At 45.3% G+C, this 16,511-nt stretch carries 13 protein-coding genes; 8 read left to right on the top strand and 5 right to left on the bottom strand.

The window, feature by feature from the left end; all coding sequences use genetic code 11:
• Window positions 1–21: 21 nt before the first annotated feature.
• The 4 genes from R1T43_RS01600 to R1T43_RS01615 form a co-directional block, all read right to left on the bottom strand.
• Window positions 22–777, bottom strand: coding sequence for a DUF6445 family protein (locus R1T43_RS01600; protein ID WP_317352173.1), 756 nt, complete (start codon window positions 775–777; stop codon window positions 22–24).
• The gene (locus tag R1T43_RS01605) at window positions 767–1,501 is read right to left on the bottom strand and encodes a SapC family protein (RefSeq protein WP_317352176.1); all 735 of its coding nucleotides are present in this window, start codon (window positions 1,499–1,501) and stop codon (window positions 767–769) included. Before R1T43_RS01605 ends, R1T43_RS01600 begins: the two co-directional genes overlap by 11 nt.
• A gap of 9 nt (window positions 1,502–1,510) precedes the next feature.
• Window positions 1,511–3,073 (bottom strand): tryptophan halogenase family protein, encoded by a 1,563-nt coding sequence (locus tag R1T43_RS01610; protein ID WP_317352179.1) that lies wholly within the window; start codon window positions 3,071–3,073, stop codon window positions 1,511–1,513.
• 64 nt (window positions 3,074–3,137) lie between these two features.
• Complete coding sequence (locus R1T43_RS01615; protein WP_317352182.1) at window positions 3,138–6,044, bottom strand: TonB-dependent receptor; 2,907 nt, start codon at window positions 6,042–6,044, stop codon at window positions 3,138–3,140.
• Window positions 6,045–6,656: 612 nt separating this feature from the next.
• Between R1T43_RS01615 and R1T43_RS01620 the strand changes: the two genes are divergently transcribed.
• The 5 genes from R1T43_RS01620 to speA all read left to right on the top strand — a co-directional run bounded on the left by R1T43_RS01620 (window position 6,657) and on the right by speA (window position 12,204).
• Window positions 6,657–7,814, top strand: coding sequence for an NAD(P) transhydrogenase subunit alpha (locus tag R1T43_RS01620; RefSeq protein ID WP_317352185.1), 1,158 nt, complete (start codon window positions 6,657–6,659; stop codon window positions 7,812–7,814).
• A gap of 2 nt (window positions 7,815–7,816) precedes the next feature.
• On the top strand, window positions 7,817–8,101 hold the full coding sequence (locus tag R1T43_RS01625) for an NAD(P) transhydrogenase subunit alpha (protein ID WP_317352188.1): 285 nt from the start codon (window positions 7,817–7,819) through the stop codon (window positions 8,099–8,101).
• An 11-nt stretch (window positions 8,102–8,112) separates the two neighbouring features.
• The gene (locus R1T43_RS01630) at window positions 8,113–9,501 is read left to right on the top strand and encodes an NAD(P)(+) transhydrogenase (Re/Si-specific) subunit beta (protein ID WP_317352191.1); all 1,389 of its coding nucleotides are present in this window, start codon (window positions 8,113–8,115) and stop codon (window positions 9,499–9,501) included.
• Window positions 9,502–9,743: 242 nt separating this feature from the next.
• A complete protein-coding gene (locus tag R1T43_RS01635) occupies window positions 9,744–10,178 on the top strand; it encodes an arginine decarboxylase (RefSeq protein ID WP_211070199.1) in 435 nt (144 codons plus the stop codon).
• A gap of 115 nt (window positions 10,179–10,293) precedes the next feature.
• Entirely contained in the window at window positions 10,294–12,204 is a 1,911-nt protein-coding gene (gene speA, locus R1T43_RS01640) for a biosynthetic arginine decarboxylase (protein WP_211070198.1), read from the top strand.
• Window positions 12,205–12,280: 76 nt separating this feature from the next.
• On the opposite strand, the gene R1T43_RS01645 is transcribed toward speA, so the two are convergent.
• The gene (locus R1T43_RS01645) at window positions 12,281–13,429 is read right to left on the bottom strand and encodes a serine hydrolase domain-containing protein (protein WP_317352196.1); all 1,149 of its coding nucleotides are present in this window, start codon (window positions 13,427–13,429) and stop codon (window positions 12,281–12,283) included.
• Window positions 13,430–13,635: 206 nt separating this feature from the next.
• Between R1T43_RS01645 and R1T43_RS01650 the strand changes: the two genes are divergently transcribed.
• From R1T43_RS01650 to R1T43_RS01660, 3 genes are read left to right on the top strand one after another with little or no spacing between them, the layout of a single operon-like run.
• Entirely contained in the window at window positions 13,636–15,048 is a 1,413-nt protein-coding gene (locus R1T43_RS01650; RefSeq protein ID WP_317352199.1) for a DNA-3-methyladenine glycosylase 2 family protein, read from the top strand.
• Between the two features lie 38 nt (window positions 15,049–15,086).
• Window positions 15,087–15,572: a methylated-DNA--[protein]-cysteine S-methyltransferase gene (locus R1T43_RS01655; protein WP_317352202.1), complete on the top strand. Its 486-nt coding sequence runs from the start codon at window positions 15,087–15,089 to the stop codon at window positions 15,570–15,572.
• Window positions 15,563–16,453 (top strand): DMT family transporter, encoded by an 891-nt coding sequence (locus R1T43_RS01660; protein WP_211070194.1) that lies wholly within the window; start codon window positions 15,563–15,565, stop codon window positions 16,451–16,453. The genes R1T43_RS01655 and R1T43_RS01660 overlap by 10 nt, the downstream gene beginning before the upstream one ends.
• Window positions 16,454–16,511: the final 58 nt, after the last annotated feature.

The raw sequence follows: 16,511 nt of genomic DNA on the forward strand, positions 1-16,511 counted from the left end.
GATCACCTTTTGTTCGCTTATTTAATATACGAAGCACGCATTTGCCGTTACTCTTCCTGTTTCTAAACAAGTGGGAAGTTGCATATGGTTAGGAAGAAGCCCGCTATGTAGCAAATTTGCAGGGTATACAATGGCACGGTTAAAGGCGGCGTCTACTTGGCCTATCTTCTCAAATAGCGCGCTATCATCATCAATATAAGCTCTAGGGGGCAACCCTACCGTAGTGGCTTGGCGTTTCAGAGTATTCATGTATTGAACATAGTTACGCGATGTTACCCGTTCCAGATACGTTTCTTTATGTCGGTAAAATGCAGTGCCCCCCAATGGCGCGCTAAATAAGTAGTGCACCATAGCCCATTCATTTTCTGAGTGTGTATCGATATGTGGAATGCACTGTATTGGTTTAAGCGCCGCGGCGCCGAATGTCGCCATAGAAAATTGCGAAATACTTAATGTAGCATCTGACCATCTTGTCGCGTACTCATTGAAATCATTATCGTGGTTTTGTAGGTAATGGCTAAGAAGATGCGGTAAAGAGACAGCATTAAATTCAACGTACGCGGGTGGGCTTTGATGACGTAACCCAGGGTAATGGTCGTCTTCGCGTTGCGTGAAGCGTGAAAGTGACAACTGTGAAAGTAAAATATTGGGCTCTGGGTAATAATTATCTATGACAAACACGGGTGTATTGCCAGTGCCCACGGTTAAATGACGAACAGAAGACGTCGCCTCATTCCTTTCAGGCTGTAAACGTAATACCGACGATTTAGTTTTCAAACCACGCATCACCTTGTTTGAGGGCTTTATTTTTCTTGTCTATTAATGCATAAATCTGAGCGTTTGATGCCACTACTATGTAGATAGCTTGCAGCCAGCCTTTGGCATGTAGGCTAGCAATTGATTCAGCGCTTAGTGCCTGCAGCTTTTCTTCATCAATAGTGTACAAACCAGTAATTGAGGTTTTTGACCCATTCTCGAAGGTAATATCTAACGTGAAAGGAGTGATGAGATCCAGTGATTGAAGGCAAGCGATAAATGATTGATTCTGCGCTTCGCCATCTAAGAGTTGCGCTAAAAGTTGTTGTTTTTCAGCGAGGAACGCCGTAGGTTCTCCTACTTTGTCGAACAGAGCATGACCGTCGCTTTCGTTCACTGCGGCATTATCCATATCAACACACAAAATAGGGTTGACGTCCTTATTCTGAGGTTCACTGCCAATGAAAAAAGGCAGCCTGTCAATTTGAGCGGGAATATACACCGCATCCCACTCGCCCTGTTGCCAAAACAAGTTTTCACCTTCTTCAAACCCTAACAGCGCGGATAAGCCGAACTTGCCTGTATCATCAAATTTTGTCAGCACAATAGAGTAGTGAACAATAAGTTTATTCACCTCAGAGACGACCACCGGCACAAGGTGCAGGTTAGCACCTTGGGTAAGAGTATCGTCGGTGATTTTTAAGTTGGCATGATGTTGATTGTTGATAGCAACCATATTTGTCATGGTATGTCCTTACACGGCTTGAAGGCCAAATTGATTAATTTTATTTATGAGATCGCGATGTGCAGGTAGTTTATCCACCAGCATGTTGCGCGCTTTTTGATTTTGAGCCAGTTGCTGCTTGGCAACGTTCTGATTAAACCATCGTTGCTGTGGTTCTAAATGCGTTTTAAAGCCCATTCCATAAAGCACATATTGGTAACTTGCTGCTGGAAACACCTCATTATTGCTTGTGAAATCAAGGTCTGAAGGCGGGTGGTACTGCCAAAGCGCTAAAAGCTCATGTAACGATTCTGGTATTGAACCACTATCACGATTGTCACGCCAAAACTCACTATCGTCGCGTTGACTTAAGCAGTAGTGGAGTTTCAAAAAGTCGACAATACGTTGCCAACGATAGCTGAAAGTATCGTTAAAGCGTTTAGCTATAATATCCATGACTTGACGGTTGGCCGGAAGCTGCTCGGCAATCATGGCGGCAGAAAGCTCAACAAGCACGAGTGCTGAGGCTTCTAAAGGCTCTAAAAAGCCAGCTGATAGTCCTACGGCCACACAGTTATTTTGCCAAAAGTACTTTCGGTAGCCACTGTGTATGGTGATTTCTTTAGGCGTGAGCTGACTAAATACGTCTTTGCCGTTTTGGTTGACGTAATGGGCTAAACGCTCATAAGCCGTATCATCGTTTTGGTGACGGCTAGAGTAAACGTAGCCAACACCTCGGCGCGACTGCAAACCTATATCCCATACCCAACCAGCATCTTGTGCTGTGGAAATAGTATGAGAGGCAATAGGGCTATTATCATGTTCGTAAGGTACGTGAACGGCAATAGCTCGGTCGATAAAAAGAACATCATCGCAGGGAATAAAAGGGACTTGATAGTGCTCACCCAATAGCTTCGACTTAAAGCCTGTGCAATCGACAAAAAGATCGCCCTCAATGTTTATACCTTGTGTGGTGTAGAGAGATTGAATATCACCGTTTTCATGGCTGGCGATACCGTTCACATCAGCGAGGATGTGCTTTACCCCCAACTTTTCTTGGCAGTGTTTGGCTAGGAACTGGGTAAATTTACCGGCATCTAAGTGATAAGCATAGTTGGCAGTACCCGCAAATTCGGCATGCCGAATACTTTTAGGCGCTAAACCGGCTTCGCAAATGGCTTCTTGAAAGCAGACTGCGTGGGAAAAAGACTCACCCAAAGTATCTTGTGTGGTCTGCCAATAAGGGCCTAAATTTCCTTTACTAAAGCCTTGAGGAAGCATGAGGGGGTGGTAATAAAAGTCGTCTTTTATACCCGTTTTCCACTGCGCAAATTTTGCGCCCTGCTTAAATGTAGCGTCGCATTCTTTGATGAACGAGGTTTCACTGATGCCCAGTTTGATAAGGGTAGAGCGCATGGTAGGCCAAGTACCTTCACCCACGCCGACAATCGGCACATTGGAGCTTTCAACGAGGGTTACTTGAATACGATCTGACGATGCACACTGATGCTCTGCAGCAATGCGCCCCGCAGTTAACCAACCTGCGCTACCGCCACCCACCACGACAATACGTGTTATAGGAGAATTTTTCACTGGCTATCCTATTGTAAAATAGTGGCTACCAGACGGTAGCCACATCGCGTGCAACTATGTGGATTTAAAAGCTTCCACGTACACCAAAGGCCCAACGCCTGCCGCTGTCTTCAACCAACAACAAGTGATTAGCAAAGCGACCTCTTTTATGAACGAACTCTTCGGTGAGGTTAATACCTTCAAAGAAAACCTCCATATTGTCGGTCAAACTGTAACTACCGCTAATGTCAAGTTGTTGATAAGATTCAACAATAGTTGGGCCATCGCCCTGCCCTTGTGTTAACGACTGAACAAATTCATCGCGCCAGTTATAGGCAAGGCGAACTTGATAGTCGTCAGTTTCATAAAATGCGACCAAGTTGTACGAATCGCTTAATCCTGTCAGCGCAAAAACTTGGTCTATGTTGAAAGGATCTAGCTCTGCATCGCTATTTACCAATGTGCCGTTGGCCAGCACGCCAAAGCCGTTGTCGAACGTATGTTGCAGCGCTAATTCAACACCGTAAACGGTGGCATCTTCACCATTATTAGGCAGCGTGTTAGTAAACACGGCTACTTCGTCTGAAGCATCTGTGGCGCCAGTGTTAGTACCGGTAGATGGGTCGGTGAGGGTTGTGCCATCGGCCAGTGTAAAGGTTTTATCTTCTTGGCTGTTAATAATGAAATCAGACACTAGCTTTCTAAAATAGCCCACTGACGCATAACTCGCCTCACCGTAGTAGTACTCAAGTGAAAGGTCTAGGTTGTCAGATTTAAAAGGTTCTAACCCAGGGTTACCACTAGTAGATGTTAAATCGCCACCTTGGCGGGTGGTGGTGATAACGGTAACCGGAGACATGCTATTGAGTGTAGGGCGAGTAATGGTTGATGATGCTGCTAATCGTGCGATTAAGTCATCGGTTATTTCTAACCGCACACTAAAGTTTGGCAGTAATACGTCATAATCTGACCCTGTTGCAATGCCTTGCGCTTCTCCGAAACCGGCTAACATTTCAGTTTGGTCAAGAATAGTTAAGCCTGTGATTGGCGCTTGTGTGCCATTGACTTCAACGTCGGTAGTTTCATAGCGAAGGCCAGCCGTAGCGCTTAAAAACATATCGGCAACTTCACCTTCAAAATCCATTTCTAAATAGGCAGAAAGGATATCTTCTTTTACTTCGAAGCTATTATTACGACGTACGGCATCAAAGCTAATTGCTTCACCGTTAACGCTTTGATAGTAAGCCTCTAAAAAGGCAAAGTTTGCTTCGCCATCGTGACCAAGCCACGAGGTAGGCATACGACCGCTGCCGCTGATGTCAGAAAGGAAGTCTCCACCAGCATCAAATACATATTGGGAACCGGCAGGAATTTCAGGTAGGTCAGGGTAGCCACAGTAGGTACAGTGAATACCGACACCCTCGTTATCCCAACGCGTCAACGATTTGGTTTCTGTACTGTATTGGCCGCCAAAGCGAATCTCTGTTAATCCGCTTCCATCGGTCACGTACTCGCCGTCAAAACGTAGTTGGCTAACTTCATCTTCTACAGCCCAGCCTCGTCTTAACATTACGTGAGCTCGGCTGTTGGCCTCATCAAGATGATTGCTGACGCCATCAGGGGTTAGCGCAGGGTTATAAATTGGGAAGCCATCTGGGCTGGTCACAATAGCGCCACCGAGTTCTTGCTGGCCGCTGTAAATGTTCGGGTTCGCCGAAGCGAACATGCTAGCCACGGGTAAAATACCATCATCGACTTGGAAGCGTACACGGTTAGCGTATCCAATAAGAGAGAGTTGATCCCCCCCGCCATTATTGGCTTCACGCTCTGCACCTGAATGGCTTAAATCGAACGCTAGGTTCAAATTGTCAGAGTACTGATAGTCAAAATTTAGCCCCAATGCATAGGTATCAGTCAGGCGATCAAAGGTTTTAGCATGCATATCAGTAGCCATACCTACTTCTTGGTACAAATCTACAATGGTGCCATTGGCATCCACGGTAGGGCTGCGTCTATTGCCGTTTTCGTCGAACAAACTACCATCATCACCTACACCTTGAATGTTCGGTGCAGTAAACCAGTGGCCGTAAGACGTGGCTTCTGACTCAACGTCAAAATCTGAGTAAAGCGCATCGGCGGTCACAACGAGTTTGTCATTTGGCGCATACTGGAACACTAAATTTGCATTGGTTCGGGTGCGCTCTTCAAAGGTAACTTTATGATCATAGTTGCGTGGAGAAAATACGTTACCTGTCCAACTTTCTCCATCTTGTGTAACGGGGTTGGATACGCCAACATTTTCCAGCCACCCATCCATTTGAGCTTGATTCAAACGGGTGTCACGTTCTTGATAAGAAACCGCAAGCAGCACACCAAAAGAATCGTCGTTGAACGTGTTGCTAATTAAGCCAGAAAATTGTGGTGTAGTTTCTTCACTATTTTCGTCGTAAACCCCTTTTATTGACCCAGCTACTTTAAATCCATTTAGCGCAAAGGGGCGTGCAGTATTAATATTTATAGTTGAGCCGACGCCACCTGACTGCATCGTTGCAGTAGAGGTTTTATGCACATCTAGGCTACTCACCAACTCTGATGCGATAGTATCGAAACTGAATGCACGAGTATCATTCTCAGACGCCATTTGACGGCCGTTGACCAGTACAGTATTGAACTGAGGGCCAAAGCCGCGAACGGTGATAAGTTGTCCTTCTCCACCTGAGCGATCGATCGAGACGCCTGTGATCCGCTGAAGAGATTCAGCTAAGTTGGTATCGGGAAAGTCTCCAATATCTTCAGCACTGATAGCATCTACAACGCCCGAAGCGCTGCGTTTTACATCCATCGATTTTGCCACGGATGATCGAATACCACTTACCTCAATCACTTCTACATCTTGGCTGGTTTGCGTGTCTTGGGCGTATGCACTGGTTGCAGGAATAGCGGAGGCTAAAACTGCTGCCACTGAGCAAGCAAGTTTGGTTTTCCTATACATGATGTTGTGTGTCCTAATGTTCCAGCACCTATTAACGTGCTGGCGTTTATTTTTAGTGTTGTGGTGTGCACCCCACAAACGGTTATTAATTAACAGTGCGTCACTGTTAATCCATCAAGACGACACCGATTGTAAAATCCCCCATATTTATTTAACAAATATCAAACAAAGTGCGTGTTCAGCTTCTGCCTTAGCTACCAACGTGGTTGGGCGGAAGGCTTATTAACCGCGGGCTTCCCCATCATTTGTTAAAAAGAGGCTACCCGCCTTCAACGCATTAATAATATCGACATGAAAGCATTCATAATTTGAATGGGAAGTCTTGTTAGTCATTTTTTTCTTCTATGCCAATCCCATATAAATTCTAGTTATGACTCGTAGCAAAATAATACTAGTTGAGAATGTGTAAATGCCGTAAGTTCTTTCGCTGAGTGATAAAAGTGGTCAGCGCTGGCCGCTACTTTTATGGCTTTTTAACAATGTGTTTTAGCGTAAATGAGGGATGAAAATAGTTTTGATTTCCAAAAGGCATGTTAAGCATAAGTGAATAAAATGGCTTGTTCATCTATAAAGGATGTCATTCTCGTGGAGCCTGGACGTGAGGAGAAGCGTGTGAAAATCATAGTATTAAACGAATCGAAAATACCGATGCCACTATCAAATGTGGAGAAGCGCTGTGCAGTAACCCCATCAAGTGTGCAACGCTTAGTGAAGAAAGGGGCTGAGCTTCACATAGAAAGTGGGGCGGGTTTGTTATCGGGATATGTCGATAACGAATATGTAGATGTAGGTGGAATTATTATTGATGATGTGAATAGTGCATTATCAACAGCCGATATGCTTGTAAGCGTAAATAAACCGGCTGAATCCCAACTGTCGGTGATGAAAAAAGGGGCCATTGTGGTTGGCCATCTTGACCCTTTCTTTGAGCAACCGCTGGTTGAGTCAATTGCAAACAAAGGCTTAACGGCTATTTCAGTTGAAATGATCCCCCGCTCATCTCGAGCTCAAAAAATGGATGCGTTAAGTTCACAAGCGAGCCTTGCTGGTTATGTCATGGTGATGCAAGCGGCGAACTACCTACCTTCTATATTACCTATGATGATGACGCCGTCGGGCACAATAAAGCCAGCAAAGGTATTTATTATTGGTGCCGGTGTGGCTGGCTTGCAAGCCATAGCGACTGCAAAACGCTTAGGCGCAAATGTATTGGCTTACGACACTCGTCCAGTGGTGGCAGAACAAGTGGAATCTTTGGGCGGCAAGTTTCTTAAAATTGATATTGGTGAAACCGGTCAAACTAAAGACGGCTACGCCAAAGAACTCACCGATGAACAAAAAGCCAAGCAGCAAGACGCGCAGCGTGATGCTATTGCTGATTCAGATATTGTTATTACCACGGCACAGCTATTTGGTCGCAAACCACCGGTGTTAATTAGCAAAGATACCTTGGCACTAATGAAGCCAGGTAGTGTGGTAGTTGATATGGCGGCCCAATCTGGCGGAAACGTTGAAGGTTCGGTGGCGGGTGAAGTAGCACAAGTGAATGGCGTAACAGTGATAGGCACAGGTAACTGGAGCCAAGCGGTTGCCCGAGCAGCCACAGACATGTACGCAAACAATATTTATAACTTGGTTGATGAGTTTTACGATGCCGAAAGCAACGCTTTTGGTTTGAATTTAGAAGACGATATTTTAAGTGGCTGTGTTATTGCTCATGGCGGCGCAATTACCAACGACATGTTAACCAACGCCTACAAAGGAGCGTAATCATGGAGATTATCTATTTACTGTTTATTGTGCTGCTTGCTGGTTTTCTAGGGTTTGAGTTAATTCGCAAAGTACCAGCGACGTTACACACGCCATTAATGTCGGGCTCTAATGCTATTTCAGGTATTACGTTAGTGGGCGCATTGGCCGCGTCTGGTGGCGACAACAATATGTTGACCACCGTATTGGGCACCGCAGCTGTGGCGCTTGCCAGCATAAACGTAGTGGGTGGTTACTTGGTAACTGATCGCATGCTTAGCATGTTCAAAAAGAAAGATAAAAAATAAGGAGTATGCAAGTGAATGATATCGAAACCATAATTAATCTTGCGTACGTTGTCGCTGCAGCGTTATTTATTTTAGGGCTAAAATTACTAAGCCATCCTGATACAGCAAAACGAGGAAACTTTGTCTCCGCCGTGGGTATGTTGATTGCCGTGGTAGTAACATTGCTCGACCAGCAAATTATCACTTACCAATGGATTATATTAGGTGTTGTTATTGGTGGTGCCTTTGGTGCTTGGAAAGCCAAATCGGTTGAAATGACAGCCATGCCAGAAATGGTCTCGTTGTTTAACGGATTTGGTGGTGCAGCCTCTTTATTGCTTGGGTGGGCTACGTTGTCTGGCATGGGCATGGTTGCACTTCAAACCGCCACGGCGTTTACGTACATTACCTTGTTCTTCACAATTTTAGTGGGGGGCGTTACTTTCTCTGGCTCCGTGGTCGCGTGGGGTAAGTTGTCAGGCAAAATGTCATCTAAAGCCGTTATTTTCACCGGTCTTCGGGAGCTTAGCGTACTACACCTTATTGCTATGCTGGTGGTGGGGTACTTTTTTACCACAGAACCTCAAAATACCCTGTGGCTGTACTGCGCTATTGCGCTGGCGCTAAGCTTCGGTCTATGGGCAACTATCTCAATTGGTGGCGCCGATATGCCAGTGGTTATTGCCTTATTGAATAGTTATTCAGGGGTAGCGGCTACGGCGGCAGGTTTAGCAACCGGCAACACCATTTTGATTGTTACTGGTCTATTGGTGGGTGCCTCAGGTCTTATTCTTACTAACATAATGTGTAAGGCGATGAACCGCTCGTTAATGAACGTGTTGTTGTCTGGGTTTTCGAAACCTGTGGAAGCGGGTGAAAAAATTGAAGGCGAAATTAAGATTTTGTCTGCCCAAGATGCATTTTATGTATTAGAAGCGGCGCAGTCGGTATTGGTTGTTCCAGGTTACGGCATGGCGGTAGCGCAAGCACAGCATGCAGTACGTGAAATGCAGTCGTTATTGGAAGAGAACGGGTGCACGGTAGATTACGCTATTCACGCGGTAGCAGGGCGTATGCCCGGTCACATGAATGTTCTACTCGCCGAAGCCGATGTTCCGTATGACCAATTGTACGAAATGGATGACGTTAACCCGCGTATGGAAAACTACGACGTGGTTATTGTTATTGGGGCTAACGATGTAGTTAACCCTGCCGCGAAAGAAATGAAAGGTAGCCCCATTTACGGTATGCCAGTTATTGAAGCGTATCGCGCTAAAACCGTATTCGTGCTTAAGCGTTCTGCAAATGCTGGTTTTGCTGGTGTAGATAACCCGCTCTTCTTTAAAGATAATACCCGTATGGTATTGGGCGATGCAAAAGAAACTATTAATAGCATCGTGAGAGAGTTTGGTGACGATTAAGGTATAAAATATCAGTGGCAGGTATGAAAATGCCTGCTACTGTTTATACTCTTAGTGATAAATGCTACACCTAACCTTCTGTTTCTTTTTCAGTTTATTCTTTTCCACTAAATTTACCTGCCAGTAAGCACCATTTTTTTCAGCGAAAAAGATGAGACATTTCTTGTACAACGACAATAATCACCTTTACCATTGCACATGCTACTTTAGTCGAGCTATTGAAAGGGATTGCAGTTAGTCAGATGTCAAAACAGCATTATCACATTGAAGTGTTTCAAGATCTTATTTTGGTAACACTGCGCGGGCGTTGGGATATGAATACCAACATTCAATATCTAGCAGCTTTTGGTGACACGCTCAAAGCAAGGCGAGGAAAAGCCTTTCATGTCATTGTAGATATGCGCTCTTGGGAAGTGCCGCATTCAGAGTCTTTTGCTCGAATGAAAGCCCCTATTCACCTCGATAGGCGCAACCAAAAAATCGAAATCTGGCTTGAGGATGACAACACCGTCTCCGATCACATAGCCGCAAAATTCTTTAATGAGCAAAACTTCACATTGCACCGTACCAAAGACCATGATTCGTTTATGACACAGGTAGACGTGGTGTTTGATCTTGAAACTAAGGCCTATGTTCAGGATTGGGTTACGGCGAGTGCTGTCGATAAACAAAATTAGTCGAGACAATCGATATTTTACGTAGCGCCACACTATACGTTGTCTATAATACCGCCCTATTTCGCATTAATTTCTGAACAGCAGCGTTCAGCATAGTTTTTAAAAGGTGACTACATTGTCAGATTGGAGCATTGAAGAAGCAGAGCGCGTCTATGGCGTGTCTCAATGGGGTGGCGGCTATTTTCAAGTTGGTGAAAATGGTAACGTGCATGTAACTCCAGTTCCTGATGATCCCAGTATTCGCATCGATTTTAAATCGGTTGTTGAAGAGATTCGAAAAGAAGGGGTTCAATTCCCTGTAGTGGTGCGTTTTCACGATATTTTGCGCTCTCAAGTCGCTAGTTTAAACAAAGCGTTTCGCAGCTCTATTGAAGAAGCTGAGTACAAAGGTCTTTACCAAGGCGTATATCCGGTAAAAGTAAACCAGATGCGTGAAGTGGTAGAAGAAATTGTAGAGGCCGGTGCACCTTTTAATTACGGTTTAGAAGCGGGCTCAAAAGCTGAGCTGCTTACCGTACTTGCCATGAATACCAACGAAGATTCTCTGACCATCCTAAACGGTTATAAAGACGACGAGTTTATGCGCCTAGCATTATTAGGTAGAAAGCTTGGTCGCAAAATAGTAGTGGTGGTTGAAAAGTACAGTGAACTATTGCTGTTGGTAAAAGTGTCTAAAGAGCTGAAAATAGACCCTATTATCGGCGTGCGCGCTAAAATGACGGTGAAAGGCCGTGGTAAATGGGAAAGCTCGGGTGGCGAGCGTGCCAAATTTGGGCTTACCATCACGGAAATTATTAAAACCGCCCGTTATCTTGAAGAACAAGGCATGTCTCATTGCCTTAAGTTACTGCATTTCCACATTGGTAGTCAGCTAACCGATATTCGTGCCGTAAAAGAAGCGATGACCGAAGGCGCGCGTATTTATGCCGATTTGCACAAAATGGGTTTCCCACTAGATTATGTTGATGTAGGTGGCGGCTTAGGTATCGATTACGATGGTAGCAACTCTACTAACGAGTCTTCACGCAACTACAGCATGCAAGAATACGTCGCCGACGTGGTTTACGGCATGAAAGAGATGTGCGACCTAGAAGGCGTTCCGCACCCTAATTTAGTGAGTGAAAGTGGCCGAGCCATTACCGCCCACCACAGCTGTGTAGTGACCGAAATTGTAGGCGAAATTAAGTCGAATGCGGCTCAAATCGACACGTCTGCAAATGAAAACGAACATGTATTTTTAAAAAATATGCGTGAGTTGTCAGACGATTTCGAGAATCAAACCAATATGCACGAAGTGTATAACGATGCATCGCAATATAAAGAGCAAGCGCTAGGTGCTTTTAAATTGCGCGTGTTGTCGTTGGAAGAATTGGCAAAAATTGAAACCCTTTACTGGGATATCATGGCGCGTTTGCAAGTATGGTATCGCAAAGAAGAATATGTACCGGAAGAACTGCAAGAATTAGATTACAGCTTGTCGTCGCAATACTTATGTAACTTCTCGGTATTTCAGTCTGCCGCTGATACATGGGCCATTGACCAGCTGCTACCCGTAGTGCCGCTTACGCGTATGAACGAAAAGCCTACGGTGAACTGCTCATTGGTTGATATTACTTGTGACAGTGACGGCAAGATTGATCAGTTTTCGATTGGCCGTGAAATTACCGATGTATTACCGATGCACCCGCTTAAGAAAGATGAGCCTTACTATATTGGCCTATTCCTAACTGGCGCGTATCAAGACGTAATGGGCGATATGCACAACTTGTTTGGTCGTTTGAATGAAGTTCACATCTTTAGCTACGATGACGATCCAGAAGATTTTTACATTGAAGAAGTGGTGAAAGGCTCTTCTGTAGAAGATGTTCTGAACATTATGCAATACAACCCACGTGCCATGGCATCTGATGTGAAACGTCTTATAGACAGACAAGTGTCAGGTGGGAAAATTAACCCGAAAGAAGGGGTTCGCTGGACCGATTTTTACGAAAATTGCTTAAGCGGTTATACCTACTTAAAGCCGTAATTTAGGCGCTTTAACGTTAACCTTACGCATGATGGCGCTTTTAACCTGTAATAGAAAATGGGTTTTAAGCGCCATTCTAATCTTTAGCTTCAGCCTGCTTAAAATAACGCTTCCAAAACTCAGCCGTAGTGGAATTGATCATGTTCGATTCGGCATTCATTAGCATCACATATCCGGTTTTATAATCGGGCGCAAACGCCACATCGGCACGATACCCTTTTACCCAGCCACCATGGTAATTAATACGCTTGCCATCAAAATCATACACTCGCCAGCCTAGCCCATAATGGGCGTCTTTTAGCATGCCGCGCCAACCCCTGCGCCTAGTTTCCCGCTGGGTTTTAACCCGTGGTGTAGTGACTTCATCAATCATGTCAGGTGAGATCACCGTAGGGAATTCGCCTAGCAAAGCCTGCAAGTAAATAGTCATATCAGTAATGCTGGCGTTTACACCTGCTGCGGGTGAAAAACGGTAGTAGTTGCTTTCAACTGCGCCTTCACGCCATCGGTCTCTGGCAATAGCAATGTGTGGGCGAGCCCATGAAGCAGACGCAAGCAATCCGCCTTTTCCCACGCTTGCTGTATTCATGCCCAGCGGAGTAAAGAGCTGTGTTTGTACTTCCCGAGAATAAGATGAGTAGTTGTTCGTAAGGTAATACTCGAGCGCCCCAAACAGTGCATTTTGGTAGGTGTAGCACTCGCCAGGTATGCATAAAGGGTCGAGCTCACTCAATGAGGTTAACACCCGCTGCAATGAATAATCTGCTTCAATTAAGTTGTCGTAAGCATTGGGCATAAAGCCGCTAGATTGCCCCACAATATGCTGAAGCTGCAATGTTTCCATACCTTCCACATTGAAAGGAATGTCAGGTAACAGGGTAGAAATGGGAGTATCCCAATGTAAGCGCTGTTGCTCAACCAGTTTGGCAGAAAGTAGGGCGGTGAAAGTTTTTGATACCGAGGCTAGGCGAAATACCGTGTCTTCAGTAATGCGCTTTCCACCTTTGTGCGTTCTGCCATAAACATATACTTGTGGCGCCTTGCCTTGCTCGTAATAAACAAAGGTATAGCCGGGCACATTATATTTTGCGGCTTCGCGCTGCACATAGTTGGCGTAATCAGAAAGCCAATCGGCGCTTAATGCGGGATATGTCACGGTAAGCGTGAAAAAGAATAGGCTAATTCTAATCAAGCGCGGTACTAAATTGCGCGTGGTTTGCAACATGAATTGGGCTCAGTAAGGGCGCACCCCAAAGGTGGCAGGCACTATTATTTTTACGCCATTATGCGGTTGCTAGTGGCGATTATCAACTCTACTGATATTTTACTGTCAGTTCCGATTTTGTCGCACCCTTACTAGGGGAACAGGATACAATTAAATCTTAATAGCGCAGTGACGGTTTAAACCCGCACATTAACCCGAGCCATAGTATGAACACGGACATAAAAGATTCAGCGCATGAAGATAATGAGCACCGCGATACTTACGCTAAAGCTAGGGTGAGTAGAGATGCCCGTTTTGATGGCCGCTTTTTTGTGGCGGTGAAAACCACGGGTATATTTTGCCGGCCAATTTGCCCAGCCAAATTGCCTGATGAAAAGAACGTGGCCTACTATAACCATGCTGCTCAAGCTATGAGTGATGGCTTTCGTCCCTGTTTACGATGCAGACCCGACAGCGCGCCGTCTTCTTTTGCATGGTTAGGTGTAGGCACAACAGTGACAAGAGCGCTAACGCTATTAAGCGATATACCCGTGCAGTCTATTTCCACCATTTCAAGCCGATTGGGTATCAGTGAGCGTTACTTAAATAAACTCATGGTGTCGCATACGGGGTTGTCTCCTAAACAATATCAAGATTTGCAACGAGTGTTGTTCGCAAAGCAGTTGCTACAGCAATCCACCATGAAGCTTACTGATATTGCTTTAAGCGCGGGGTATGCCTCTACAAGGCAACTTCAGCGCGCAGTGCAAACTTATTGCAAAAAAACGCCTACCGAATTACGAAGTAAACGCCATACTGCACTGCCTGAAATATCACTAAGATTGCACTTCAGGCCACCTTACCATTGGCAGCAAGTCAGAGAGTTTCTTGCATTGCGGGCTATTCGGGGCGTAGAAATGGTGTTCGATAATACCTATAGCCGTTATATTAGCGTTAACGGGGAGTCGGGATTTATCAGTGCGACTTTTAATGAGAGCGCAAATGGCTTCGATGTAAAAATGCGTTTGCCAAATTTAGCTTACGTGTATAAAACGGTTGAACAAATAAAGCAGCTGCTCGATTTACATGCCGCCCCAGAGTTAATTGAAAAATCGCTATTAGCAGCGGGCTTGCCTGATAGCCTACTGACTAAAGGGTTGCGCCTTCCTGGTACTTGGACTGTTTTTGAAAGTGGGTGCAGAGCCATTGTAGGCCAACAGGTCAGTGTAAAAGCGGCAATCAATCAAGCGGGGCTGCTTGCAAAGCATTTAGGGGCGGTAGCCACTGAGGAGCCTGTCGAGCCAAAGCAGCATTATTGCTTTCCTGAACCCGAAGCGGTGGCTAACAGTGATTTAGCATTTTTGCGCATGCCAAATGCTCGTAAGCATGCACTTCGTGATTTTGCGGCGCTATTTTGTCACGGGAATCAGCCTACTCATGATGAAATATTGTCAATCAAAGGCGTTGGTCAATGGACATTAGATTACCTTAAGATGCGAGGTGAACGTGATCCTGATGTGTACTTGGCTGGCGACCTTATTGTAAGAAAAATGGCCGAGAAGTATCCGGTGTCGCCGCAAGAGGCTGCGCCATGGCAAAGCTACTTAACACTACAATTGTGGCAGTTAAGTAATAGTTAACGTGTTTTTGGGTATACATTTATCAGTAGGAATAAGTCATGACAGTATGCAAAAGCTACCTTGAGTCTCCACAAGGGCTTATTGAAATAGCAGCTACTAGCAAAGGAATTAGTGCCATTACTTTTGTCGATAGCGTTAATGCTGACGTTGACGGCGGCGTTCACAGTAATGACCTTACTGAAACAGCGAAAGCGCAGTTAGCGGCTTATTTTAATGGTAGCCTCACCCAATTCGACTTACCTTTTGATACCAAAGGCACTGCATTTCAGCAGGCGGTATGGAAGGCGCTATGCGATATCCCTTATGGCGAAACCGCCAGTTATGCCGATATTGCCAATACGCTAAATAATCCTAAAGCGGTTCGCGCCGTGGGTATGGCCAACGGGCGCAACCCTATTGCGATAGTGGTACCATGTCACCGAGTTATTGGAAGCAATAAAACCCTAACGGGATATGCAGGTGGGCTTGAACGTAAGCAATATTTATTAAAATTAGAAGGGGCGCAAGGCGTACTATGGGCTTAAGAGATATTGCTGCACTATTATTATTAGCATCTATTTGGGGCGGCTCATTTATTTTTATGCGGGTGGCGGCGCCAGAGTTTGGTATTTATGTACTGGTAGCCATTCGTACCGTACTTGCTACCTGTGTGCTATTACCTATTTTAATGATGACCGGTGGCGTGAACCAAATTTTTAGGTATTGGTTCCCCATTGCATTAGTGGGGCTAGCGAATACAGCTGTGCCCTTCGTATTATTTAACTACAGCAGTTTGCATTTAGAAGCTGGGGTTAATGCCATTTTAAACGCGACCGCACCAATGTTCGGGGCGTTAGTGGCGTGGCTATGGCTGGGTGACAAACTTACTCCCACAGCTATCGCCGGATTAGCACTTGGGTTTTTAGGGGTAACGGTTATTAGCCAGCAAAAGCTAGGGGAAGGTGATATTAGCTTTGTGCCTATTCTAACCGCTTTACTTGCTACTACCTGCTACGGCATTGCGGCCAGCATGATGAAACGGTGGCTGCAAGGCGTGCGACCTTTAGTGGTGGCTACTGGAAGCCAAGCAATGGCATCTATTATGTTAGCGCCTTTCGCGTTAAGTACATTACCAGCCACTATGCCAAGCACGAATGCATGGTTGAATGCCGTGGCACTTGCCATTTTAGGTACCGCTATTGCGTACATCCTGTATTTCAAATTGATCGCCAATGTCGGCCCAGCAAAAGCGATATCGGTGGCCTACATGGTGCCATTATTTGGCATTATTTGGGGCGTATTGTTTTTGCAAGAACACTTGTCGTTACAAACCATTGTTGGTGGGGTAATGATATTGACAGGTGTGGCACTCACTACCGGTGTGATAGGTATGATAAAACGTAGCCGGGCAGCCAAAACGGCGTAAGAAATTTGCTTGCTCGGTTCGAAAGGGCGTTAGCATCATCACCGTTTAGCTAAAAGCG

This window comes from Alteromonas sp. CI.11.F.A3, assembly GCF_032925565.1.
Taxonomy (GTDB): domain Bacteria; phylum Pseudomonadota; class Gammaproteobacteria; order Enterobacterales; family Alteromonadaceae; genus Alteromonas.